Raw genomic sequence first — 23,863 nt, 5'->3', positions numbered from 1 at the left:
TTCTTTCTGGGGCTAGAGTCGCGACTAAAGAGGCCGCACGACAGAGGTGCTGCGGTAATAGTCGAGAAGCGTTTCCACCGAAAGAACGCCGCCACCCAGACCACTCTGATTGATTCCTCCATAGGGGACACCTTGGGCAAACACGTTATGGGCGTTGATCCAACTATTGCCTGCCACCATCGATTCAGCAACGCGAGCCGCGCGAGCGAGATCGGCTGACCAGACACTATTGGCGAGACCATAGGTCGTGTAATTCGCCATCTCGATGGCTTCCTGCTCTGTCTTGAAAGGAGCCAGGTAAGCAACCGGACCAAAGATCTCCTCTTGAGCCGCCGTGTTATCGAGCGAGCCTGCCAAGAGGGCTGGCTTGACGAAGTTCCCAGGGAATCCTTCGACGTTTGCAGGTCCTCCACTGAGCAAACATTCGGCGCCTTCCGCGACCCCCTTTTCTAGATAGCCGAGTACACGTTCGCGCTGCTTGGCATTTACAACCGGTCCCATCTGGGTGCTCACGTCGAGCTGATGGCCGATCTTGACCTCAGAAAGAAGGTTTACGCATTGATTGATGAAGTCGTCGTAAATGTCTTGATGCACGAGCCAGCGCGTCGCATCGCAGCATACCTGACCGGTATGGAAAGTAATAGCCGCTGCGAGCTTTTTGGTCGTGTCTTCGACGTCGACATCATTGAAGATGACTGCCGCGCCTTTACCACCCAATTCGAGCTTGACGGGTACCAGGTTACGACCGCACGCTTCACCAACCAGACGACCAACCTCCGGAGAACCGGTGAACGACATGCGTTTGATTACTTTGTTGCTGGACAGTGCGGCGCCGACGGTCGCCCCACGCCCAGTGATCACATTAATAACGCCATCAGGAATGCCGACTTCCTTGGCCAGTTCGGCCAGATAGATTGCCGAGAGTGGCGTATCTTCCGCAGGCTTGATCACAACGGTATTGCCAGCCGCCAGCGCAGGGGAGATCCCCCAACCGATTAACAGGAATGGAAAGTTCCAAGGAAAGATAAATGCACAAGCTCCCCACGGCTTACGAAACGTCCAGGCTTCATGTCCTTTGACGGCCAAGGTCGTGCGGTGGTTCATGTGCTGGGCAAGGTCCGCGAAGTAACGCAGCGTATCGGCACAGTTCTGGACGTCACCTTGAGCCTGGGCTTCGACCTTGCCAGCATCGAGCGACTCAATCTGTCCGATTATAGCCTTGTGCTTCTCGATCGCGTCGGCCAGGCGATGCATCAAAGCGGCTCTCTCATTAGACGGCATCGTCGCCCAGGTCGTATTTTTGAATGCCTCGTCCGCAATTTGAACCGCCTGGTCAACTTCCTGCGAAGTCAGTTCTTCGACGTCAGCGAGCTTTTCACCAGAACCAGGATCGTAGGTCGCAATGCAGTCATTGCTGCTGGTTGCAAATGGCTGACCGCCCACAACGCTCGTGAGACGTTCTCGACTCAGGAATTTTTCGACTTCAGGTAGCAACGTCAATTTCGGTAGGGTGCTCATAGGTATTCTGGGATTAGAGATGCAGTGGCGGGATGGCGATGGGAAACACAAACCTTCTTGTTATTCATCGCCGTGATGTTTGATTCATTGTCGCAAGTTGAGAGTGCTAAAACAAATAGGGCTCGTGAAACTATTTTCCGTTCATCGTGATTCGCGCAGTAGCAGGGAGCGAGTTATTCTTTAGCCCTTTGTCGGTGTTGTCAGTAAATCGAGCCGAGGCGATTTTCATTCGTGAATGCGGCCTGGCTCACGAGAATTCTTCTGCAGGTCTTCTTCAAATTCGTTTAGTCGTTGCCGAAGACGCTCTACTACCTCTGGATGTTGTTTGACAAGATTGTTTGACTCGCCGGGATCAGCAGAGAGGTCGTACAGAGCGTCCCCTTGATGACGCCAAGTGCCCGCATCGACATCGATGAGTAATTTCCACTTCCCCATCCGGATACCGGCGCGTTTGCCAAATCTGGCATGGTAAATGAAGGCGTCATACGGCGACCATTCGTTGATTCTTCCCAAAAGAAGGCCACTGATGTCCTTGCCGTCGATAACTCTATCTTCCGGTAGACTTGCCCCGGCCATCGCCGAAAATGTAGGTAGCAAATCCATGACTGACGTCACTTCACTCAAGACCACCTTGGATGGGATACGTCCCGGCCCCCATGCTAGACAAGGGACTCGCAGCCCACCCTCCCAAGCCTGCTGCTTCTTGCCGCGGAAGGGTGCATTGGAACCGAACCAATCGGCCTTCACCTCCCAGTTCCCGTCGTCTGCGCCGTTGTCAGAGGTAAACATGACAATGGTGTCTTGATCTAGCCCGAGTTCGCGTAGCGTCTTGAGGATCTCTCCAGTACTCCAATCGATCGTCTCAACAGCGTCCCCATATACCCCGCCTTGGCTCTTGCCACGGAATCGCTCTGACGCTGCGACGGGGCCGTGCGGCATTGGGTGCGACAGGAACAGGAAGAATGGCTTGTCCCGAGTCGACTTGATCCACTCGATAGCGTCTGCGGTCACGTCCTGCGTGAGCTGATCGTCCGGCGGGAACGGCACGCGAGTTTCGTTTCGAAGAAACAGATCGGAATACTTGCCACGCTTTTGCATGCGTTCTGTTCGGAAGCAATGCCCCAGCGGCGTGCCGTAATAGTAGTCAAAGCCGTGTCGCGTAGGATAGAAGTCTGGTTGATGCCCTAGGTGCCATTTGCCGATGCATGCCGTGGCGTAACCTTTCGATTGAAGCAGCTCCGCAATGGTCACTTCATCCTGATTCAAGCCGATCCGATCTGGTGTGTGCAGCGGTGTGCCAAGCCCGACCCTCGAAGGATAGCAACCCGTCATCAGCGATGCGCGCGTGGGGGTGCAGATGGGTGCCGTGGCATAGAAGTCCGTAAACTGGATGCCCTCACTCGCCATGCGGTCGAGGTGAGGTGTCTTTATTTTCTCGGAGCCATAACACCCCACGTCGCCGAAGCCCAGATCATCCGCGAGGATGATGATGAAATTGGGGGGGCTACCTGCCATGGCAGATCCCGAGAGGGACACCGCAAACGCGATCCCCAAGAAAAGCAGGACAACTTGATACAACCGACGGCTCGACAAATGCACTTACTCTTCCTTCGCATCAAGTGTGGTAATCGATTCAGCATAAGCCAGGTCTCCGGTGTAGCCATCGTGCCAGCGGATGACGACCTGAGGTTCATCATAGGCAACATACTGGTAGCCGCCTGAAGGCGAAGCGACCTTGAGAATGTTATTTACCTGAACGACACCGTAGTAGGTATTACGAATCTTCTGGTAGGGCAGATTGTTGGGGAATCCTGTCACCCAACGGACCTCCACATCGCGGCCCATACTCTTCCACTTTCCGCCGGTGGGAGGATTACCGAGCGTCCCCAGGGGGTGCCCTGTGGAACCAAGCGGTCCACACATCATCTCGTAGACGTTATCCGTTATCTTGACCGACGCCGAAGCATGTACGTCACCGGTAAAAATCAGCACCGGCTTTTCCACCGAGTCAAGCAGCTCAAGCAGCCGCTCGCGCTGATGAAGAAACGATGGAAAACCATCCCCTTTATCATCCTTGTCATCGCCACCGACATGAGCAGCCGTGTGATAGATGACCCACGGGTCGGGAGAGATGACAAAGATAAAATCAGCATCCGTGTTCTGCACGCCTTCAACAAACCATTCTTCCTGCTCGGGTCCAAGAATGAATAGGCTGGGGTCGGTGCGGTCCCTCGGGTTTCGGTTGGAGCGTTCTCCTCGGGTATCCAGCGCGAAGAAGTGGCAGTTGGAAACTTTCCAGTCGTAATAATGATGTGTCCCTATGCTATACGACAACGTTTCATCCGTCTTGGCGGGTGGAGTGATCTGCAGGCGATTTGCGTCAATGACTTTCGTCAGTCCGTAGACGCCCGCATTCTTAGGAGCACCACTGCGTCTTGCGAGATTCTCACCGCGAGTGTAGTTGCCCAAATGAATGGTGCTGACGGTTGCCGGATTCAATTGCGTGAAATCAGCGTCCGGATCAAATAGTACATCGCTGCCGTTGGAAACGTGGCACTCACCGAACTGGACACGGCCCGACTGTTCTCCACGATAGTTCGCCCACGACAGGTATTCCTCATATCCCCGCAGCCCTAAATCGCGGATCAGATGTCGGCCTTCCCCCAAACCGATTTGACCACACCCGTGGATGTCCCAGCCGACGTCATGGTCATCAAACGTGAATAGTGCCGGTGTTTGGCGAAACAGCGAAGAAAAGGAACGACCTCGGGAGAAATAGAGTTTGTAGTTTTCCCGAATGCCATTGAGCGTTCCGTTGCGGCGTTCTTCGTAGATCACATCACCGTTGACGATCGCAAACATAGCTTCGTCTGCTTGATGCTTGCGAATCATGTCATAGGCTGGCGTACTTGTGTACATTCCTCCCGATACGTCAGGATCCTGAGATGCGCAATGGCCGATCGCGAAGGTCACGTTGAACAATCCATTGGGATTGTTGCGATCATCAACAAACGACGTTTCGTTGGGGAGCGTTTTAAAATATGGCCAAGCGTCCGAGACTTCGGGGCGAAGGTCCGGCAGTTCACCGTTGATGCGGACTGCGTAGTAGTACCTTGTGTTGGGCTTCAATTCCTGCAGCGTCACCGCCACCGCGTTGTCGCGAGTGTCGGACGTTTCACCGGCGACCTTCGCGGATGCTTCCGTGAGAGGCAATTGCTCACCGTAAAGAACCTCGAAGCCCGTAGCCACCCTTGTTCGCAACCAGACTTTGACTGAGGTATCCGTGATTGCTCCAAGCAGCGGACCATGAGATAGTCCAGCAGTAGCATATGGCAGAACATCATTCGCAATGGGATCAGGCCACTGCGTATCCTGCGCGCAAAGCGACGACGTTGTAGTGAGGACAAGTAGCAGGAGGGTTCGGAACATGGAGCTTAATCACTGTTGATCGTGTTAAGAAATTCGCTGACCCCAATTGACTGTCCACTATCGGTCGCCAGACCTCTAGTTGGCTGGGGAAGGTATGGTAGAGGATGGAGTTCGAGGTAGACAAACCGGTCAGGCGTCATTGCCATCCATTGTACGAAGCGAACTCGCTCCGTGCGAATCGCTGGCTATACCTAGTGGCCACACAAGGCACTAAAGAAACCGAGCCTCTTTGATGTAGGACTCGGCTTGTAGCTATTGTCGATTTTGACTTGGCTTTCCCTTTACTTTGTTGGAGCAAGTCGCAAGATCGACTTTCCACGCAATCCTTCTGGCTCAAAGGTAACGCCGGCATCCAGGGACTTGAAATCTGGCAACAGTGCTGCAGCAGACTCGGGAAACTTCGGACGGGCCGGTGGCAGTGGACTCCATGGTGTGCCATTCTTCGTTCCAAATGTACTGGCCCCTGATGGGCAGATAAGTTTTTTGGTCCATAAACGCTCGTGCACTTCTACGGCATCTTGCCCCGGATACTTTTGCTTCCACTTGTTCAGGATAGGAAGGTTCGACCAAGATCTTTTTTGTACCCGCTGAACCACCGGCAGCGAATTGATGGTCTCAAATCTCTTTCTGTCGCTCCGACACGGAAGTCATGGTCCTTAATCGACTTGCCCTGGTTTTCGGCCGCTCCCAACGCTTATTGAATCCTGCGGCATTGTCTCTAATTCAAACAGCGAACGAAACACTGTGGTAGCAAGATCGCTGACTACCATCTAACGTAGAGATGGGGTTTCAGCGTAAAATTCTCAGATTGTCGATTTTCTGGATTTCCGATTCGCTCGACAGTATGCTCATTTGAATGAGCGACGTTACCCACATACTTTCCGAGATAGAACACGGCGATCCCAGCGCGGCCGAGCAACTATTACCGCTAGTCTACGACGAGTTACGGAAACTGGCGGCAGCCAAGCTGGCTCAGGAGAAGCCGGGGCAGACACTGCAGGCCACCGCATTGGTGCACGACGCCTACCTTCGCCTCGTGGATGACGGCGATACTCAAGAGTGGAAAAGTCGGGGCCACTTCTTTGGGGCAGCCGCAGAAGCGATGCGACGCATTCTCATTGAAACAGCAAGACGAAAGAAATCACTGAAAGCGGGTGGTGGCTTGGATCGAATTTCGATCCATGACGATGAACTTATCGGATCTGAACATGCCGAAGAATTGCTGGCGCTGGACGAGGCATTGCAGAAACTCGAACGCCAAAGCTCGCGTAAAGCCCAGGTCGTGAAGCTCCGCTACTATGCCGGCCTGACGATCCCGGAAACGGCGGAGGCACTGGGAATCGCGCGATCAACGGCAATCGCCGACTGGTCCTATGCCAAAGGCTGGCTCAAACTCGAAATTACTAGGAATTCATGAAACACTGAGATTTCAGTCGGTCGATTCCGTAGCCGTTTTCGCACTGCTCTTCAGATCGAAGCGACTTTTCCAGTGGAGATACACGGTGAGTTCGAAACAATTGAGTGAAGAAGAGATTTTTGAGCAGGCATTTCAAAAGACATCGCCTCAGGCCCGCAGGGAGTATCTGAACCAGGTCTGCCGAGATGAGGTACAGCTTGCGCGAATCGAGGCACTGCTAAGCGAAGGCTCACCTGAATCGAGCTTTCTCGAAAATGGGCCTCACATAATACAGGAACCGAGCCACCAACTGAAAGGTCAGCCTGATCGGATCGGTGATTTCGAGATCCTCGGAGAACTGGGACGTGGTGGTATGGGCATCGTTTATAAGGCCCGGCAATGTTCGCTAAAGCGTCTGGTCGCACTTAAGGTACTTTCCAGTGGCTTGGCCCTGACAACCAGGGCAATCATGCGATTCAAATTGGAAGCGGAAGCTGCCGCCAAACTGCATCACACGAATATCGTGCCCATCTACTCGACCGGCGAAGAGAACCGGGTTCCCTACTATGCCATGGAATTGATCGACGGCCCTTCACTTGATCGGGTCGTCAAGCAGCTACGTCAGGAGGCCGAAGGATCGAAGAATGACTCTGATTCAGATGGCACGATCGATGCTCCGATGCCCGCCTGGATTAAGGAAACAATTGCCTTTCCGTCAAAATCGTCCAAAGAAGCGGCATCAGACACGAACACGCCGAGTTTTGACAGTTCTTCAACGCTTGGTTCGGACAGTACTTACTACGACAACCTGGCGAAAATGATCGCCGGTGTGGCCGACGCTCTGGCGCATGCCCACGACCAAGGCATTGTCCACCGAGACATCAAGCCGGCAAACCTTCTGCTCTCGTCGGACGGACGGCTAAGCATCAATGATTTCGGACTAGCCCGGATGCTGGAACAACCTGGCATGACGATGACAGGTGAGCTGATGGGTTCACCGATGTACATGTCTCCCGAGCAGATTACTGCCGGACGATTACCGTTGGATCATCGGACAGACATTTACTCAGTGGGGGCCTCACTTAACGAACTGTTGACGTTGCATCCTCCCTTTCCAGGACAACGGCGAGACCAAGTACTGTCGCAGGTGATCCACAAGGATCCACCCAGGCCACGCTCGATCAATCATCGAATCCCCAAAGACCTTGAGACGATCTGCCTGAAGGCGATGGAAAAGGACCCCGATCGCCGGTACCAAACCGCCGATTTGCTGGCCGAGGACCTGCGGAGGTTTGTCAATCGAAACGCTATTTTAGCGCGACGCACAACTCCCTTGGAGAAGGGAATTCGCTGGATTCGCAAGAACAAAGCGATTGCCATCTCGATCTGCGTGGCGTTCGCCATGTGTTTGGGATCCCTTACCTATGTCAAGCTCCATCAGCGGGCACATCAGCGTGAAGAGGCCCTCAATGCTGCACTCGAAAAAGCCTGGAGCGGACGGTTTGCCGAGGCAGGTACGGAGATCGATAAAGCGATCTCCTATGGCGCCGATCCAGAATGGCGGCCAGTGATCAATGCAATGGAAAGTCTGATGTTCGGCCAGACCTCGGACGCAGTCCGTCAACTTGAAACTATAGTCGATCGATCGGCCGATAATTACATCGCGAGATGGATGCTTGCCGACGCCTACTGGTACAACGGAGAAGGCGGGCCAACAGACGATCAACTCGAGCAACTTGAGGGTCGCGAACCTGACGACATTTGGGAACGCCTGTTTGCCGCCCAGGCTCTCGCTATGCATCAACCCGATCGTGCCGAGAATTTTCTGCGTGAAGCTCTTGACGAAAATCCCCAGTTCACCAGCGCGCGAATTTCGCTCGCAACCCTGCTCGTATTTCAGTCAATCGATTCGAATCAACCCAGTAAGGTTGACCAGGCCCTGAAGGAACTTAAGAAGGCCGATGTGTTTCTTGAAGATGAAAATTGGACATTGAGCTTTAGCCGATTGTATGCCCACAACACGGCAGCTCATTTTTGCCGACGCGACGGATTCCCTGGCTTAGCCAATCAACATTTGGAGCAAGCTAAAAAGGATGCTCTCTTCCTTGGCCAAGCTTACCCAGATGTGGTTGCCGCAAATGTGATGCGAATGAACTACTATCTTCTCATGGAAGATTTTGATGGCATGCATACCGTGATGCAGGACGTCATCGCGCACAAACACCGGGGCTGGGTTACCGATCCTTTTTGGGTAACGTGCTACACAGATCCTGACTGGGCACACCGGGAAGAGAAATGGCGGGGAGAAGATCTTTTCACTCTCGGCCTGAACACGCTGGAGCGAATGCCGATTCAGGGGGATGATCACGTAGCCTTTGCTCGAGTTCTATTTGACCTTGAGGCTGCAAAGAACCGCGAAGACGCGATCGAGGTGTACGATAACTATCTTGTTCGACGCACGAACGAATGGCCTTTTGATCCCGCGGCAATGATGTTGACCGGCCAAAACGCTCTAGTCCAGGGGAAGTATCAGCTCAGCCTGCGGAAGGCTGAACCAGCGGAGTTTCTGGAAAGAGTCACCCAGTCTCAGCGAGATCTCACAAGTGCCCGCATGGGATTAGGTCTTCATGAACTTTCCAAAGGCGACCGGCAAGCAGCCCTCAAGTTGTGGGAGGAAGCGACATCAGGAACGATGTATCATTGGACAACCTACCATTGGTCGGCCGCCTTCGCCAATCGATTGCGCGAAGACCCAGACTGGTTGCCCTGGCTACCGGCCAATGACCCGGTTTCGGTGGCATCTCCCGAGTGACCGAAGTCAGATATTTGTCTATCTCGCTCAAGCGAATCCAGCGCTCTCGCAAGCCGGCAGTCGGTTCTCTGCCATATTCAAGAGGATGCTGTTCGACGCATGTCCTCAACGGAGAACGAAAGAAGAAAAAGTCGCTCCTTGGCTTCAGGTTGACCCACCCCATATCGATCATTGTCCACAGTAAACTTAGGCTCGCCGGGGTAGATCGCCCCAATCAGTCTAATGGACCTGACCGTCTTGCCGGCTTCCAATGAAATCACCGCATCGTTAACCAGCCACGGTCCGTCGGGCAGAATGCAATCAGTTCTTAGCAATTTTTCCTTCCTCTTCCCTCGGAAGCCTACCCATGCCGCCAATTCGCTTACTTGCCGTATTCGCCTTAGCTCTTGTTTTCCCTGCCGAAAACATCGCCTCAGCCGAGAAGCTCGCCGATTGGCCGAAATGGCGGGGCCCAGACGATACGGGAAGTTCGCCGCTTGTCGGTTTGCCGATCGAGTGGAACGCTGAGAATGTGCTGTGGAAAACGGAGCTTTCCAGGAAAGGATGTTCAACCCCGATCGTTTGGCAAAACACGATTTATGTCAGCGCTCCGATCATCAGCAAAGACGCGCTGATTGCTCTGGACGCCAACGGCAAGCCATTATGGAATGTTCAGTTCGGTAGCGAGAACCTGCTTCAAGGCGCCGAAATATCTCCTTTAGATGCTCGACACCCTTGGTACGCATTCGATGATTCTTCCCATGGCAGGACCGATCAACTTGGCTAAGAATGCCATGCCCGACAAATAGGTCCACCTAGCGGTACCATTCGTCCTGAGGTACAGCACTATTGATCTCGCGCAAGCGCGAAGAGTCACAGCAAGTAGGGTTTTGTATTAGCATGGCCCTCACGGCACCACCGCATCAATCCTTTTCCTCTACTTGAGCTTTGACCACGACGCCAATGGCAGGCGAGGGAGAGGATCACGCTTTCTTGACGAACTCAGACTTCAAGGCCATCGCTCCAATACCATCGATCTTGCAGTCGATGTCGTGATCACCCTCGACGATACGGATGTTCTTTACCTTGGTACCGCCTTTTACTACGCCTCCCCTGAACTTCAGATCTTTAATAACGACTACGGTGTCACCAGTCTGAAGCACGTTTCCGTTTGCATCGCGTGTTTCATCGTTTTCAGTGGAAGCCGCCTCGTCGGGCTGCGACCACTCGTGGCCACAGGTGGGACACACGAGTAATGGACCGTCTTCGTATGTGAATTCGCCATCGCACTGAGGGCAGTTGGGGAGTTCGCTCATGAGCTGATTATTTGTTCATCCAAAAATGTTTTATCGATTTACACAACAACTGCGATAAAGATCGCTCAGATGATCGTGAAACAACTACGAGTAGGATCGTATGAACGAACACGTGCAGTGTCGTCATTGACGACCCAGGCGTGCAACCGCAACTTCCCTGCGTCAAGCTTGTTACGGATAAACGCATGAGAACAAAGATGCTCCAACTGAAACAGAGTGTGTTCACAGATCATGGTCTCAATAAGATCCTCGCCCAAATAGTCGGGATATGCTTGATTCACGGTCTTCAAAGTGGTCTGAAAGCAAGCTCGGATTCCACTTACGTCAGGAGTGTCAGGGTAGCGAATCCAGTTTCGGATCACGCCGCATTCAGTATGTCCACACACAATCACGTGTTTGATTTTGTATAGTGAAAATGCAAATTCGATGCTCGAAACTGATGAATTATCGCCAGCATCGCCTGCAGGACGAATCGACGCTGCTAAGTGCTGGACCACAAACAAACGACCTGGCTTCGCAAACGAAACATCATCGGGGCTACCTCCCTGATCTGCACAAGCAATCATCAATGTATCTCTCTCCGTGCTTTCCGCCGACGACAGAAAGTCATTCGCCGTGCCAAAATACTCGACCGGCAAATGGTGAACGGAGGAATCAAGCGGATTCATTACTGCATCCTATCGCATGATCCTAAATGAAGGGTCATGCTTCCCTCGATTCGTGTTGAGCAATTTCAATTGAATCTACGCAAGCATATATGTTTTTCTCGGTGAGCACTTCTTGCCGGATAAATTCGAGAAAGCTTTCGCAGAACTGTTGCGACAAAATGATTTCAATACGGATTAGCGAATTTCCTTCCGATGAATTGCATGGAACTATTGAAAAGATGCTCGCCCCAGATTGAGGAAGTCTCTCTTCGAGTCTAGGGAAGTACTCGGATTCCATCGTAAACGCAACACGTCGCATAATTTTAGGGCGTCGCTTTCGTGTCGCATGTACATTGTCGGAAAATGGTTCTAGAACGTTCAGCCCTCGAACTTCGAACTTCAGTCCTTCTTGCTCAAAATCTCGCTGGACCTCTTCCAGTTTCTCCATCACGCTATGGTCAATCAGCTTGGTCCCCGATACATCAACCACCAAGTTGCGTTGTTGAATCAGTCCAATCTGCTCAATCTGGCGTCGGAAGGGCAGCCAGTTGCTGAATACGGCGGATTCGCGAGCTACGATCACACTCGTGTTTTCGTCGATCTCCTGGACTTCGATATAGGGCTTGAACAATGATCGCAATGAGACGCCGTTGGCGATATGAATGACCATCTTGAGCAAGATCCCAACAGCGACACCTACCAGCAAGTCCGTAGCCAGAACGACCACCAAAGTCGTGACAAAGATGGCAAGTTGTTCCTTGCCGATTCGGTAAACATGTACGAATTCATTCGGGTGGGCTAGGCGATAGCCGGTGTAAATCAGCATCGCAGCCAAGGCCGCCAATGGAATCCTATGCAGATAGAAGGGAATCAAGGCAACACAAGCCAACAGAAACATTCCATGCCACATGTTGGCAAAACGTGTTCTTGCTCCATTATCGATGTTGGCCTTGGATCGAACGATCTCAGAAATCATTGGCAAACCGCCAATCAGAGACGCACATAGATTCCCAGCGCCTATCGCAATCAAGTCGCGATTCATCTTTGTCTTGCGTTTCCATGGGTCGAGTAGGTCGATCGCTTTCGCACTCAGCACCGATTCCAGGCTGCCGATAATGAAGAACATCAGAATCCACTTCCACGCCTTGCCTTGTGCCAGGACGGAGAACTCGGGAAACGTAATGTCATTGAACATCCCGAAGACTTTATCCGGCATCTTCACGAGGTACTGTTCACTAAGTTGGTATTTATGCCCCTGCAAGGTGTAGGAATGCTCGTGCAAGAGATCGAAACCCATGCCCATGGGTACGGCAACTAGAAGCACAACGACCGGTGCCGGAACCTTTTTCAAAAACGTTACGCGTTCGGTTACCAAGGGCCATAGGAACATAATCAGTAGACTAATGACACCGATCGCCGCGATGGCAGGATTTGCTTCCATTAGGTAATGCGGGATCTCACGAATCATTTCCATCGGCTCGCCTCCGGCCGAGACACCCAAGGCGACTGGAATCTGCTTGACGATGATGATGGCGCCAATTGCAGCCAACATGCCGTGAACAACGGAGACAGGGAAGAACTCGCCCAGGATTCCACCACGAAACAATCCGAACACAATTTGAAGCACACCTGCGGCAACCCCCACAGCGATGGCAGCCCGGTAGGCAGCCATGTCTGATTCTGTCCAACCGCCTGTCATACCATCACCACCGAAGTCCTGAACACAACCGATGGCGATCACGATCAATCCAGCCGCTGGCCCTTTGATCGTCAACTCGCTGTTACTGATAAACGGTGTTAGAACCGCGCCGACAATTGCAGTGAAGATGCCTGCAATGGGGGGAAATCCGCATGCGAGCGAGATCCCCAGACAAAGCGGAAGCGCAATCAGAAAGACCAAGAATCCCGAATTGAAGTCGTACTGTAAGTACTTGATGAACCCAGTCGCATTTCCGCGAGGAATTTCGTTGGCAGGTTTATCTTCAGGCATAATTCGACTCGAATAATTGATTAGGGAAGAGCGGAATGCACGGGAGAAACATGTTGTGAATTGTCGCTCGGGTTAACGCGCGCAGTAGGCGAGTGTTGTGTGAATTCATCGGTTCCTCGCAACTTGATCAATTCCGTCGCTGCGTGGTACCGAGATCGAACTCCGGGTTGAGGAAACACTCCCCCGCCGATGATCAATACCACCATGATCAAAATAGTTACGCGTTCGGCTGGCCGGCAGTTGAGTGACACCGTCGCCAAGTGACGTGTTCCGGTAAAGACGTGAAAGTAAGCCTTGACGACAGCAATGCCGTTCAGTGCGGCCACCAGAACCACCGCAAAACCGATCATCGGATAGATATCGACGACTCCCTCGACCAGCAACTCCGTTCCAATAAATCCAATCGTCCCGGGGAATCCAATCGATGCCAAGCCTGTCAGTAGAAACATGTTAGCCAGAAATGGAGTATGTTCGTAAAGCCCGTGAAATGCATCGAGCGAGAGGCGCCCCGTCCGTGCTTCGACGGATCGCAATGCCAGACCAAAGCCTAACAGCGAGATTCCCACGGAAAGCCAGACGCACAAAGCCCCTGTTAAGCCGATGGAGGTCGTCATTTCAAGCCCGACCAAGACTAGAGACGAATGGCTCAAAAACAGGTAGCAAAAGAATCGGCGCGAATCATGCTGAACCAAGGCCATGCCGGCAGCGTAAACGGCAGTCATCATGGACAAGATGGCGATACTTTGCAGAGCCCAGGCAGGGGCAATCGGAAACACCAGTCGCATCACAGCATAGGCACCTGCCATCGGAGTTACATACAGCAATGCCGTGCCAAAGGTTGCCTTCTCAAATAGGTCCGTCATCCAACAGTGCAACGGACAAATTCCGCTTCGAATCAAGGCCCCCGCAGTCAAAAGGCAACCGGCAAGAATGGGCGGATTGGCGGCGGATGCACTAGGTCCTACCAACGATTGCCCAACAACCAACAGGCCGACGAATAGCCCCATGTGTAGCGAGTATACTCGCGTCGATTGGTGGCGTTTGCGCAATTCAATCCAAGGCGGAACGACACCGACAGCCAGCAACAAAATTATCAACCAAGGATCGCGACAACCAAGCGTTGCGAGTAGCAAGGATTCCGAGAACAGCGTCCACCCGAAAGAAAAGCGATTCACCTTCGTTCGAAGGGTTGTCAGGATGGTCGTAAGATAGAGCAAAGCCCCCAGTGGGATAAGGGGCGCACTAAGTTCGTCCAATACAAACGCATCGCTTGCAAAGAACAATTGAAAGATATCCCAGTGATCGTGTGCTTCGAAGGAATGCAGCGTCGTAAAATCGATCCATTCACCGCAGGCACACAGGAGCGTTACGACAGCTATCGCAATGCTTACTTGCCGTGCGCGATCACGATCCTTCATCAACGACACCACAATCGCACCCACCAGCGGCAGCAGCACAGTCAAACCCAGCCAGGGCATGTGAAGTTCGGACATTACGCAACGTCCTCCAGCGAATCTCCGTATGGAGCTAGACGGTCCGACTCGCGTGATTCGCCACCGGAAAGGAAACTGGTCCAGCGTCGCTCCAGAGCATCGAAGGTGCGAAATGCGCTCATGAATGGAACGACGATCCAGCAATTAAGTAAAGCGTCGAGATAGCCACGTTCGAGAGCAAATCGATATAGCCAAATTTGACGAGAAGTCGCGACTGGAGACTCAACCGACCTATGGCCACTCAGGTGGCTACCTACGGCGTTTTCCAACATCCTGTAATCCTTCAGGACAGAAGGTGCGCGTAGCAGTTGCAGCGTTCTCAGACAGGCATGGCCAATCATATGGATCAGAGCTACATATTGTAGTCCGAGCCCAATCTCAACAGTGATGATGCCGACTTGGGTCAACGAAGCAAAGGCTAAGGCGTTCTTCACATCGCTTTGGGCACGGCTCGCAATGGCTCCAAAGATAGCCGTGGAGATTCCCAGCACGATGACCGCCACCCGCAGAGGAACTGAAACGTCCAATAGCGGACTCACACGCAGCAAAAGAAACACGCCCAGGTGAACCGACAATGCTCCGTAGAACACGGCACTCGATGGCGTAGGACCCTCCATCGCGCGGGGAATCCAGCCAGAAAACGGCACCATCCCCGACTTGCCAGCGGCAGCCAGTAGCAGGAGTAGACCAACCATGAGTGCCGACGTGGAATCGATTGCGGCGACACCGTCGGGCCAAGGGCCTGAGCCCATAAGCCCGTCAAAGTCGCCGGCTCCCGTCAAATGGTGCAGCGTCAATGCGGCAATCAAGAATGCAGCATCCGCAATACGATAGATTGCCCAGACCCGAAGTCCGTTGCGAACAGGAGCAGGACGCTCATGGAAGTACGCAACAAGTAACGCCGACGACAGACCAACCAGTTCCCAACCAAAGAACAATGTTTCGATGGTGCCAGCTAACGACGAGACGACCATTCCCAATAAGAATAGCGCATACAGCAAGAAGAAACGTCGATAGCCGCGATCTCGATGCAGATACACCGAAGCAAACGCACCAACCGTCCCACAAAGAACGAAGGACAAAATCGCAAACGGGACGGACAGCCTATCGAAGACAAACTTAAGATGAAAATGAAAATGTTCCTGCGGGATGGAAACCCAGTTTCCAAGTTCAATTGGCACATGACGCGATCCCGAGGCGAGCATGACTCCCAGAATGCCGACCGCAGCCAACAAGCCCGTGACGACACTGGTTTTGGTCAGTCTCGATTGGACGAACTCACTTAGTCGGATCCCCATCAGCAGAGGCAGCGCCAGGGCCGCAACTAATACCGTTGGACTGACGACGACCACAACTCCCAGGACAAATAGGACAAACTCAACGGTCATTGCCGCTCCACCACTTCCGCAATTGAATAAAACGGCAAGTTCTCGCGAAATCCTCGATAGCATTCTACGGAGGAGGATGCCTCAGGCAGGTAGCCACTGCCGGATTCATACGGTTCAAATTGCCCATCTCTATAGACTTGAACCATCGATTGTTTCGGGTCGATGACTGCCAAATTGATCCAACCGCCACGGCATAATCGCCCGATGGTCGAATTGCTTTGCATGATCGAAAGGAGAGCCTCGGGAGTTGATTCAATCACAAACAATATTCTCAGCGGTTCGTGAATCTCAACCATTTGACGGTAAAGACCGGTCCTCAAATCACTTGCCGTACCTTCCATGACCCCTAGCAGCGAAACAATGTTATGAGGCAACTTCGATCCAGAGCCGTAGACCTCATGATCAACACGCGAGAAGTAGTACTCCAGATTGATACCAGCACAAACGGGAATTGCCGCCGCCAGAATTCGCGCGAGAATGGAGTGATCGTCGTCGTCCTGGGCCGGATCGTAAGATGTGAGAAATGCTCGGCGATCTAGGAATAGTCCCCGTGACCACTCACGTCGCCCGACAACACAAAGCGCATTGGTGGCGTGATTGTATTCTGGCCGGGCCTGTGAAATATCTTGAGCACGGGCCTCAACGTGCCGAATGGCTTCTTTGGGAGAAACGGACAGAGGCACGGAAAAAAAACGTCGGCAGCGCTCGTGGGCATTTCGACTACGTGCTTCCTCAATAGCGTCTCGAGCGGTTTCGAAATCCTCATGATGCGATGCTGGCAGCGAATCCAAATCAAAAAACACAACCGAGTCATCACACGTATTGTGGTAAGCTCCGACGAATACCGTGTCGTCTGGAATCGATATTCCCGCCTGCCGGACTTTGGCACGTACTCGCCAATCGTTGGCCATCTTGGCAAACGCTCTGGCATTCGGACCGCCTCGTTTTCCCGCGCACGCCCCACAACAGTATGCGGACTCATGAGGATTGTTGAGACTCGAAGAACCATGTCCGCAAACAACGAACAGGCGGGAAAACGACTCCGGGGTCGTGACACCAATGTCCTGCATCAACCGAATGACAACATCGGCCATTTCGTCGCAGGTAAATCCAATATGACCGTTTTCCGGGCCGGGGTCCTTTTCATATCGTTCCAGTTGAAGTGTTGTCACCGGTGGCGGCTGGACCAAAGTCCCCAGGTGTTTGCGAATGCGTGCGGTAAGATGGGGAAACAGCACACCGGCCACGAGCGGAACGGTGGCCAAAGATCCGACGATGCCAGTAACGATTCCCCCCAGAAACGTTCGGCTACGAGTATGGAACGCGTGACTCGCCAACCCAATTCTTCTTCTCAACTCGGCCCGCTCTCGGTGCATTCCTTCAAACGTATAGCCAACATCTTCTTGAACATAGTGGCTGGGAGTGATTACGGCGGGGCAAAGCGGCTTGTAAAAACTGTCTGCTGCACCTTGATAATAGATAGCTACCGCAAAAAATCCCGCAGCACCAAATGTTTCACATGCAGGATGCACTTCTTCCAGATGCCGGCGGAACGACTCTTCTCGATCGTCGATACAGGTTAGGACTTGAAACTCCGGACGACGCGGTTCTCGTTCCGCCATAGATGCGTTAAGGGCACGTGTATGGTTCACAAAAGCATCGAGCGCTTCGTGTCGATACTTTCGCTCGAATGCCTCATGAAAAACGCGACGTCGTTCGACGGCTGAGAATGCGTCGGCTTCGTCATACAGTTCCTGCCATTGGATTTCAGTCAAGGCCAACAACTGCTGTGGCTGCCAGCCAAGTGTCTGGGCTACTTGAAACAAGAGAAACGCGCGGCGTTCTACACTCAGTGGTCGTGGCTCAGAAATTCTCGTACGAGCATACTGCAATACGTCTGAAGCACTGCTAACCTTCCCGGTTGTCTCTAGACCAACATTGATGATTGCAAATCGCTCTAGAATCAGTTGAACAGCCAATTGTCCAAGCAAAGATCCTTTCGCAATCGAATGAACAACCGGCCCCGCGCCTGACTCGAGTTGCCAGACCATTCCCGCCCAACCACGCAGGCTTAGTAGTGTTTGGATTATGAATTCTTCTCGGTCGTCGCTGGAGATCCCTAACGCTCCCAGTGATTCTTCGATGGATGCTTCTGGAGAAATGCCAGAACTCTGCAATCGACACAACTCTCCCTCGAGCCCGCGCAACCACCGATCCGAACACCAATTCGATTGCGAATACAATGTCAGAAATGCGTCATAGAACCCCTTGTCGCGACAAGGCAATTCCCAATCGGAATAGCCTTGATCGACGTACGCCGCGCAGAATCGGATTAACAGATCATGCACGTCGCGGTCGATGTCGACGCCAAGTGCATTGAGCAAAAGATCGCGTGGACGTACATAACGATTGGTGGAAACTTGAGGCGGAATGGATTGAATCCCGCTGCGACAGATTCGCCAGAGCAGATGTAACGAGAACGCTTCCCAGGCAGATTCATTCCATTCGGGATAGTTGCTACCGAACTTGGTAACAAGCTCGCCCAGATCCACCGCCTGGACGCTTTCAGATGCTTGCTCTTGTTGTAGCCACTGTCTCGTTCCAGCGATTACACGATCACGAAGGTCTTTGGGAACCTCCGTGCGAAACCGATCAAGGGCATCGGTTTCCGCCACGATCCATTTTAGTTCCGCATCGGGACCAACGTGGATTGGATGGCGAAGCATCGCCATACGAATTTGCCCTCGCGTTCCCAGACCGTTGATTTGCTCGTGAAAATGAGTGCCAAGCTCTTCTTGCAAGACTGCCTGGAGATCCTCATCCGTGATACGACCTTCCCGAAACAATTGCCGATACTCTTGCTCCGGTAAGTAGGGATGAGCGCCATACCGTGCCAGGCCCGTCTTCACCGCCTCATGAAAGGGCAAGTCCTCATACGCATGCAGTGTATTGTGATGGACAAAAACCTCGATCGGCCCCTGGGACGGCAACAGGTGCGCGGCATGCTCAACCAATTTGCGGATCGCATCCATTCTGCGATGGTCATCGACCGGCTCGTCCGAAGATTCAGTAGTGCATTCCAAAGCTAAATTGGCCCTGGCTAACGGTCAGACGAAATAGGCGGGGCTTATCGATCCCTGCTCGAGTGGGGAGGGACTATTCGTATAGATCACTGTTGCTCTATGCAATCTTCATGCCGGAAGGAGGTTTAAAGATCTTGAATCCGGGCATTCAAGTAAGAGTACACTTCCGGAAAGTTGGGCTAGGAACAAAACTTTTGTTCCCAAAAACTACAAACCAGGCAGCCAATCGGCCGGACAATGGATAGAATTTGGGAATACCAATCACGCAATTTTTTGCAGATGCCGTGCAGTCTTTTGCACAGACCATCTTTTTGAACCAAGGGATCAACCCATGCAGCAATTAGTTCAAGGAATCCATCGATTTCAAAGTGAGCAGTTCAGCAAGGATCAAAAGCTATTTGAAACACTGGTCGATGGGCAGCATCCTTTGGCGTTATTTATTACTTGTTCGGATTCACGTATCGACCCGAGTCGTCTCACGCAGACGAAACCTGGTGAATTGTTTATTCAACGTACTGCTGGAAATATTGTCCCTCCGTACGGGTCTATTCTTGGTGGTGAGGCTGCAACGATCGAGTATGCAGTGGCGGCATTGAAGGTCCGTGATATCGTCATTTGCGGACATTCTCACTGCGGAGCGATGGCCGGCCTCCTAACGCCGGAAATGGTCGAGAGTATGCCGGCGGTTCGCGCCTATCTCCAACACGCGGAAGCCACGAGGCGAATCGTCGAAGAAAACTATTCCCACTTAACGGATCCGGCAAAGAGACTAACCCTGACCGTGGAAGAGAATGTCCTGGTTCAATTGGAGAGCCTGAGAACCCACCCTGCGGTTGCTGCGGCAATTGGCCGTGGCGATTTGAAACTACATGGCTGGGTCTACAAATTTGAGACTGGCGACGTATTTGCCTTTGATCCGGATCAGAATCAGTTCTTACCACTGCAGGATGTCACTTCACCAGTAAGCGAGAAACAACGAACGCTTCCACCGATCTAAGATCTGGTGATACCAGAATCTCACGTTCGAGCGGATTGAGTGCGCACTCTGGTAACCTCGCAACTAGGGGAATCCGTGTGAATCGTTGGAGCAACCGCTTTAAATACCTTAATCTGCTGTTCCTATGTTTCGAACTCAACCTGTCGGTACCGGCAAGGGCTATCGGCTTTCCATTGCCGGACTGTTGCTGCTCAGTTTCGCGGCACTGGGTATAACAATTTGGACGATGGCTGACTTTCTGCGAGAACAAGCCATCGTCGAAGAACTGACGCCAAAACTACCCCGTGATTCAACAGCTACGGCCAAGGAGTTGGCTAGCGAATTACGTTGGCAGTTTCGACTTTCCATCCTTGTCGTTCTTAATCTTGTCGCGACTGGTCTGGCGCTCATATTGCTTTCTCGCGCCTATAGGTCATCGCAGGAATCCCTGCGGGACATCAAGGCGTTGGCCGGTCATATTCTCAGCAGCATGGATCAGACGGTAATCACAACCGATCAAAACAGCATCGTTACCAGCATCAATCGTCATGGCATGGATTTATTGGGAGCCACGCTCGACTGTATAGGCAAGCACGTTAACGAGCTCTCAAGAGACCTTGCCCTTGATCAGCTCTTAATTGAAGGGCAGACGGCAAAGTCATCGTCAATGACAAGAGATTTTCATCTTAGTACCGATGGAAGGACCATCCGGGCGACGTGTCAATCATTGAATGACTTCGAAGGGAAGGAAATCGGCCAAGTCTTGCAACTACGCAATGTAACGGAACGCGTCCTGATGGAAGAGAGAATGCGTCGAATGGAACGTTATATGGGACTTGGGTCTCTAGCAGCAGGGCTTCATCATGAAATCCGAAATCCACTGGCAGCTCTATCTCTACATGTCCAACTCCTGGAAGAACAACTTGAGGAAAACCGAGATTCCGAAGACGTGCAACCGATGATGGCGGTAATTAAGTCGGAAATGACGCGAATTGGGGAAGTGTTAGAGAGATTCCGTGAGTTTGCATCGATGGACAATTTAAGGCTCGAAGAGGTGAATCTTGTCAAGCTCATCCAGCGCCAAGTCGATCTGGCTATTCCTCAAGCGAATCAGCAGGGAATCGAGGTTCATTTCGTCCTGCCGGATTTTCCTTTGCCAAATTTAACAGCAGATCTTGTCCGATTGGAACAAACTTTGCTCAACCTGTTCGTCAACGCGATGCAAGCCATGCCCCACGGGGGCAAACTTTCCGTTGCGGTAACGGAGTCTTCCGACGCGGTTCGTGTCGAAATCTCGGATACGGGGACTGGAATTCCAGAGGATCTCCGTGATCAGGTATTCGATGCCTATTTCACAACCAAAAGCGAAGGAACAGGTTTAGGGCTAGCCATATGCGACAAAATCGTACGACAGCACAATGGCAGTCTTGACTTCTTTAGTAGCCAAGAAGGTACGACCTTCGTGATGACGTTGCCAATTCGACAAGTCACTTTACCTTCGGACTAAGGTCATGGACGAAGCTTTTCGCATTCTGATTGTTGATGACGAGCCGAACATTCGCTCCGGGTTGGCCAAAGGCCTTGAGAAAGAGGTCGATCACATCGACACGGCGAGTAGCGTAAACGAAGCACTCGACAAGTTCGATACGGAGAGCTTCCAGATTGTTATTGCCGATGTCCGGTTGCCGGGGGATCGTGATGGCCTCGAGTTGTTGTCGCTGATCCAGCAGCGCGAACCCAATACCACGATGATCATGATAACTGCCCACGGTACGGTTGAGATGGCAGTCGACGCGATGCGTCGTGGGGCATTCGACTTTATTACCAAGCCGGTTGATTTGAATTTAATCCGACAGCAAGTTGCCAAGGCAGTCGAACACCATCGGTTGCAGACCGAAAACCGCTTCTTGAAGGATCGGCTGGCTGAAGCAGGCGAATTGCCGAATATCATCGGAAATTGCCAAGCTCTAAACGATGTACTGCGACAGATTCGACAGGTTGCTGACACGGATGCCACCATCTTGATCCATGGCGAAAGTGGCACGGGGAAAGAGTTGATCGCCAGGGCAATTCACGACTTGAGCAAACGCTCCACATACCCGTTCATTCCCGTCAACCTCGGTGCATTGCCGGTGAACTTATTGGAAAGCGAGTTGTTTGGACATGAAAAGGGAGCATTTACAGGGGCCTCTCGACAAAGACCTGGATGCTTTGAACAGTCCATGCGAGGAACGTTATTCCTCGATGAAATCACCGAAATCCCCATGAAGAGCCAAGTAGATTTGCTTCGTGTCCTTGAAACAGGACAGTTCACAAGAGTGGGAGGTGAAGCAATCCTTACATCTGATGCTCGCATTGTGTCCGCCACGAACCGCGACATCCCGCAATTAGTAGAAGATGGGAGTTTTCGAGAGGACCTCTACTACCGACTGAACATCATCCCCATTGAAGTTCCACCACTTCGGCAGCGGCGTGAAGATATTGTTCTCTTGGTGGAGCATTTCCTGAATTACTTTTGCACGCGACACCATCGCTCACTCAAGACGGTAGACAACGAGGCCTTGCAGGTTCTCATTTCAGCAAATTGGCCAGGCAATGTGCGTCAATTACGTAATGTCATCGAACGCTTGGTCGTCACGGTAGGCAGCGACAATATATCCGCGGATGATTTGCCTGCGGAATTAAGCTCGGTTGCTAGAAACGCTTCCGCAAGCAAAGCACGCTCACTGGCAGAAGTAACAGAAGAGGCCGAGAAGGAAGCAATCCTGAATTCCCTTGCGGCCAATGATTTTCACCGTGAACAAACCGCGAAAGTGCTGGGGGTCAGCGTTCGCACATTGCACTATAAGATGAGCCGGTACGGACTGCATTGACCACCGTTTTGAAGAATACCTTACCGTAATCTCTTGAAGTCGCCTCGTGGAGTTGGCAAGACACAACGTCTGAGGTGAACTGTGACGCCGACTCAATCGATATTGACTACCTTTTCATCTGGTGTCGAAACAATCTCGGCGATCTTACCGCGGCCGCGACGGGCTGATTCCGATCCACCCCTCCCCTACGTCCCTGACGAAAGTTTCCGGCGAGGTTCTCACAACCATCGTAGACGAGTAGATCTTCTCCGGCAGTCGCTTGAACACTGGCCTCCAATTTCCGTACGAATTGGCGGTTCCCTAAAGCTATTCGAGCGTCTTGCCTCGATGCCCAAAATAAAAACGTCGGGCCTCCCCCTTCTCAATGATTTCCTTGTCTTCGGAAACTCTTGAATCTGGTTAACAAAGAAGGCACGAAAACACCTGGTTGAGCTTTATTTGCTACACCAGCGTTTAAGTGGCGGGGGCCGGATTTGAACCAACGACCTTGAGGTTGTAAGGCCGCCCAGGAAGCCCTGTCCTTTTGACCTGACACCGTGTGACAGAAGTAGTTTACGAAGATTCGTACAACAACGTTGTACATTGTTGTGTTCAATCGCGTTAACTCTCAGGAAATTTGTGTATTCGGGGTGCAAAGTGTGTATCGATGCCGAAGAAGCCAGAGTCCGATATCCTGTCGATCGGATCCGTAGCTTGCCGCGAACGACTTGGCGGCGTGGTGAAGCACTAGCATCGTCAAGTGGCGTGAATTTTTACGCGACGCTTCCTCTGCCCTCAATGATTCGCTGGCGAATCCTGCCGAGCGGTGCTGCACTCATCGTTGAACGGACGTAACAAGTCGTGATTGGCCCCTGACGAACTAACGTGACGCGAGACTCGGACTGACAGGGAATGGTTGATCCCAAGTGATTGCACACCGGTCTATTCTCGTACAATTTTCAATCGCACATGGCGGACCGCGAC

At 52.3% G+C, this 23,863-nt stretch carries 15 protein-coding genes; 6 read left to right on the top strand and 9 right to left on the bottom strand.

Going from position 1 to position 23,863, the window contains the following annotated elements:
- Positions 1-24: 24 nt before the first annotated feature.
- From PSR63_RS24100 to PSR63_RS24090, 3 genes are all read right to left on the bottom strand, one after another.
- Positions 25-1,518: an aldehyde dehydrogenase family protein gene (locus tag PSR63_RS24100; protein ID WP_274328324.1), complete on the bottom strand. Its 1,494-nt coding sequence runs from the start codon at positions 1,516-1,518 to the stop codon at positions 25-27.
- A gap of 225 nt (positions 1,519-1,743) precedes the next feature.
- Positions 1,744-3,033, bottom strand: a complete 1,290-nt coding sequence (locus tag PSR63_RS24095) for a sulfatase family protein (RefSeq protein ID WP_274328323.1) — start codon at positions 3,031-3,033, stop codon at positions 1,744-1,746.
- 84 nt (positions 3,034-3,117) lie between these two features.
- Positions 3,118-4,947, bottom strand: a complete 1,830-nt coding sequence (locus PSR63_RS24090; RefSeq protein WP_443111061.1) for an alkaline phosphatase D family protein — start codon at positions 4,945-4,947, stop codon at positions 3,118-3,120.
- An 856-nt stretch (positions 4,948-5,803) separates the two neighbouring features.
- Here PSR63_RS24090 and PSR63_RS24085 point away from each other — a divergent pair.
- The 3 genes from PSR63_RS24085 (at position 5,804) to PSR63_RS24075 (ending at position 9,921) form a co-directional block, all read left to right on the top strand.
- Positions 5,804-6,364 carry an ECF-type sigma factor gene (locus tag PSR63_RS24085; RefSeq protein ID WP_274328319.1) on the top strand — a complete coding sequence of 187 codons (561 nt, stop codon included), beginning with the start codon at positions 5,804-5,806 and terminating at the stop codon, positions 6,362-6,364.
- Between the two features lie 85 nt (positions 6,365-6,449).
- On the top strand, positions 6,450-9,155 hold the full coding sequence (locus PSR63_RS24080) for a serine/threonine-protein kinase (RefSeq protein ID WP_274328318.1): 2,706 nt from the start codon (positions 6,450-6,452) through the stop codon (positions 9,153-9,155).
- A 346-nt stretch (positions 9,156-9,501) separates the two neighbouring features.
- Positions 9,502-9,921, top strand: a complete 420-nt coding sequence (locus PSR63_RS24075) for a PQQ-binding-like beta-propeller repeat protein (RefSeq protein ID WP_274328317.1) — start codon at positions 9,502-9,504, stop codon at positions 9,919-9,921.
- Positions 9,922-10,117: 196 nt separating this feature from the next.
- Here the strand turns inward: PSR63_RS24075 and PSR63_RS24070 are convergent, their stop codons facing one another.
- From PSR63_RS24070 to PSR63_RS24045, 6 genes are all read right to left on the bottom strand, one after another.
- Entirely contained in the window at positions 10,118-10,450 is a 333-nt protein-coding gene (locus PSR63_RS24070; protein ID WP_274328315.1) for a zinc ribbon domain-containing protein YjdM, read from the bottom strand.
- Between the two features lie 65 nt (positions 10,451-10,515).
- Complete coding sequence (locus PSR63_RS24065) at positions 10,516-11,118, bottom strand: carbonic anhydrase (RefSeq protein WP_274328313.1); 603 nt, start codon at positions 11,116-11,118, stop codon at positions 10,516-10,518.
- Positions 11,119-11,152: 34 nt separating this feature from the next.
- Positions 11,153-13,087 (bottom strand): SulP family inorganic anion transporter, encoded by a 1,935-nt coding sequence (locus PSR63_RS24060; RefSeq protein WP_274328311.1) that lies wholly within the window; start codon positions 13,085-13,087, stop codon positions 11,153-11,155.
- A gap of 20 nt (positions 13,088-13,107) precedes the next feature.
- Positions 13,108-14,580, bottom strand: coding sequence for a proton-conducting transporter transmembrane domain-containing protein (locus PSR63_RS24055; RefSeq protein ID WP_274328309.1), 1,473 nt, complete (start codon positions 14,578-14,580; stop codon positions 13,108-13,110).
- Positions 14,580-15,968: a proton-conducting transporter transmembrane domain-containing protein gene (locus PSR63_RS24050; RefSeq protein WP_274328307.1), complete on the bottom strand. Its 1,389-nt coding sequence runs from the start codon at positions 15,966-15,968 to the stop codon at positions 14,580-14,582. The genes PSR63_RS24055 and PSR63_RS24050 overlap by 1 nt, the downstream gene beginning before the upstream one ends.
- On the bottom strand, positions 15,965-19,051 hold the full coding sequence (locus PSR63_RS24045) for a DUF2309 domain-containing protein (RefSeq protein WP_274328306.1): 3,087 nt from the start codon (positions 19,049-19,051) through the stop codon (positions 15,965-15,967). Before PSR63_RS24045 ends, PSR63_RS24050 begins: the two co-directional genes overlap by 4 nt.
- Before the next feature lie 331 nt (positions 19,052-19,382).
- Between PSR63_RS24045 and PSR63_RS24040 the strand changes: the two genes are divergently transcribed.
- From PSR63_RS24040 to PSR63_RS24030, 3 genes are all read left to right on the top strand, one after another.
- Positions 19,383-20,048: a carbonic anhydrase gene (locus PSR63_RS24040; protein ID WP_274328305.1), complete on the top strand. Its 666-nt coding sequence runs from the start codon at positions 19,383-19,385 to the stop codon at positions 20,046-20,048.
- 124 nt (positions 20,049-20,172) lie between these two features.
- Positions 20,173-21,534, top strand: coding sequence for a sensor histidine kinase (locus PSR63_RS24035; RefSeq protein WP_274328303.1), 1,362 nt, complete (start codon positions 20,173-20,175; stop codon positions 21,532-21,534).
- Between the two features lie 4 nt (positions 21,535-21,538).
- Positions 21,539-22,900 (top strand): sigma-54-dependent transcriptional regulator, encoded by a 1,362-nt coding sequence (locus PSR63_RS24030; protein ID WP_274328301.1) that lies wholly within the window; start codon positions 21,539-21,541, stop codon positions 22,898-22,900.
- Positions 22,901-23,863: the final 963 nt, after the last annotated feature.

Source organism: Bremerella sp. P1, assembly GCF_028748185.1.
Taxonomy (GTDB): Bacteria; Planctomycetota; Planctomycetia; order Pirellulales; family Pirellulaceae; genus Bremerella.
Note: the sequence above shows the minus strand (reverse complement) of the source record. Positions and strands in the feature narration are given on the sequence as shown.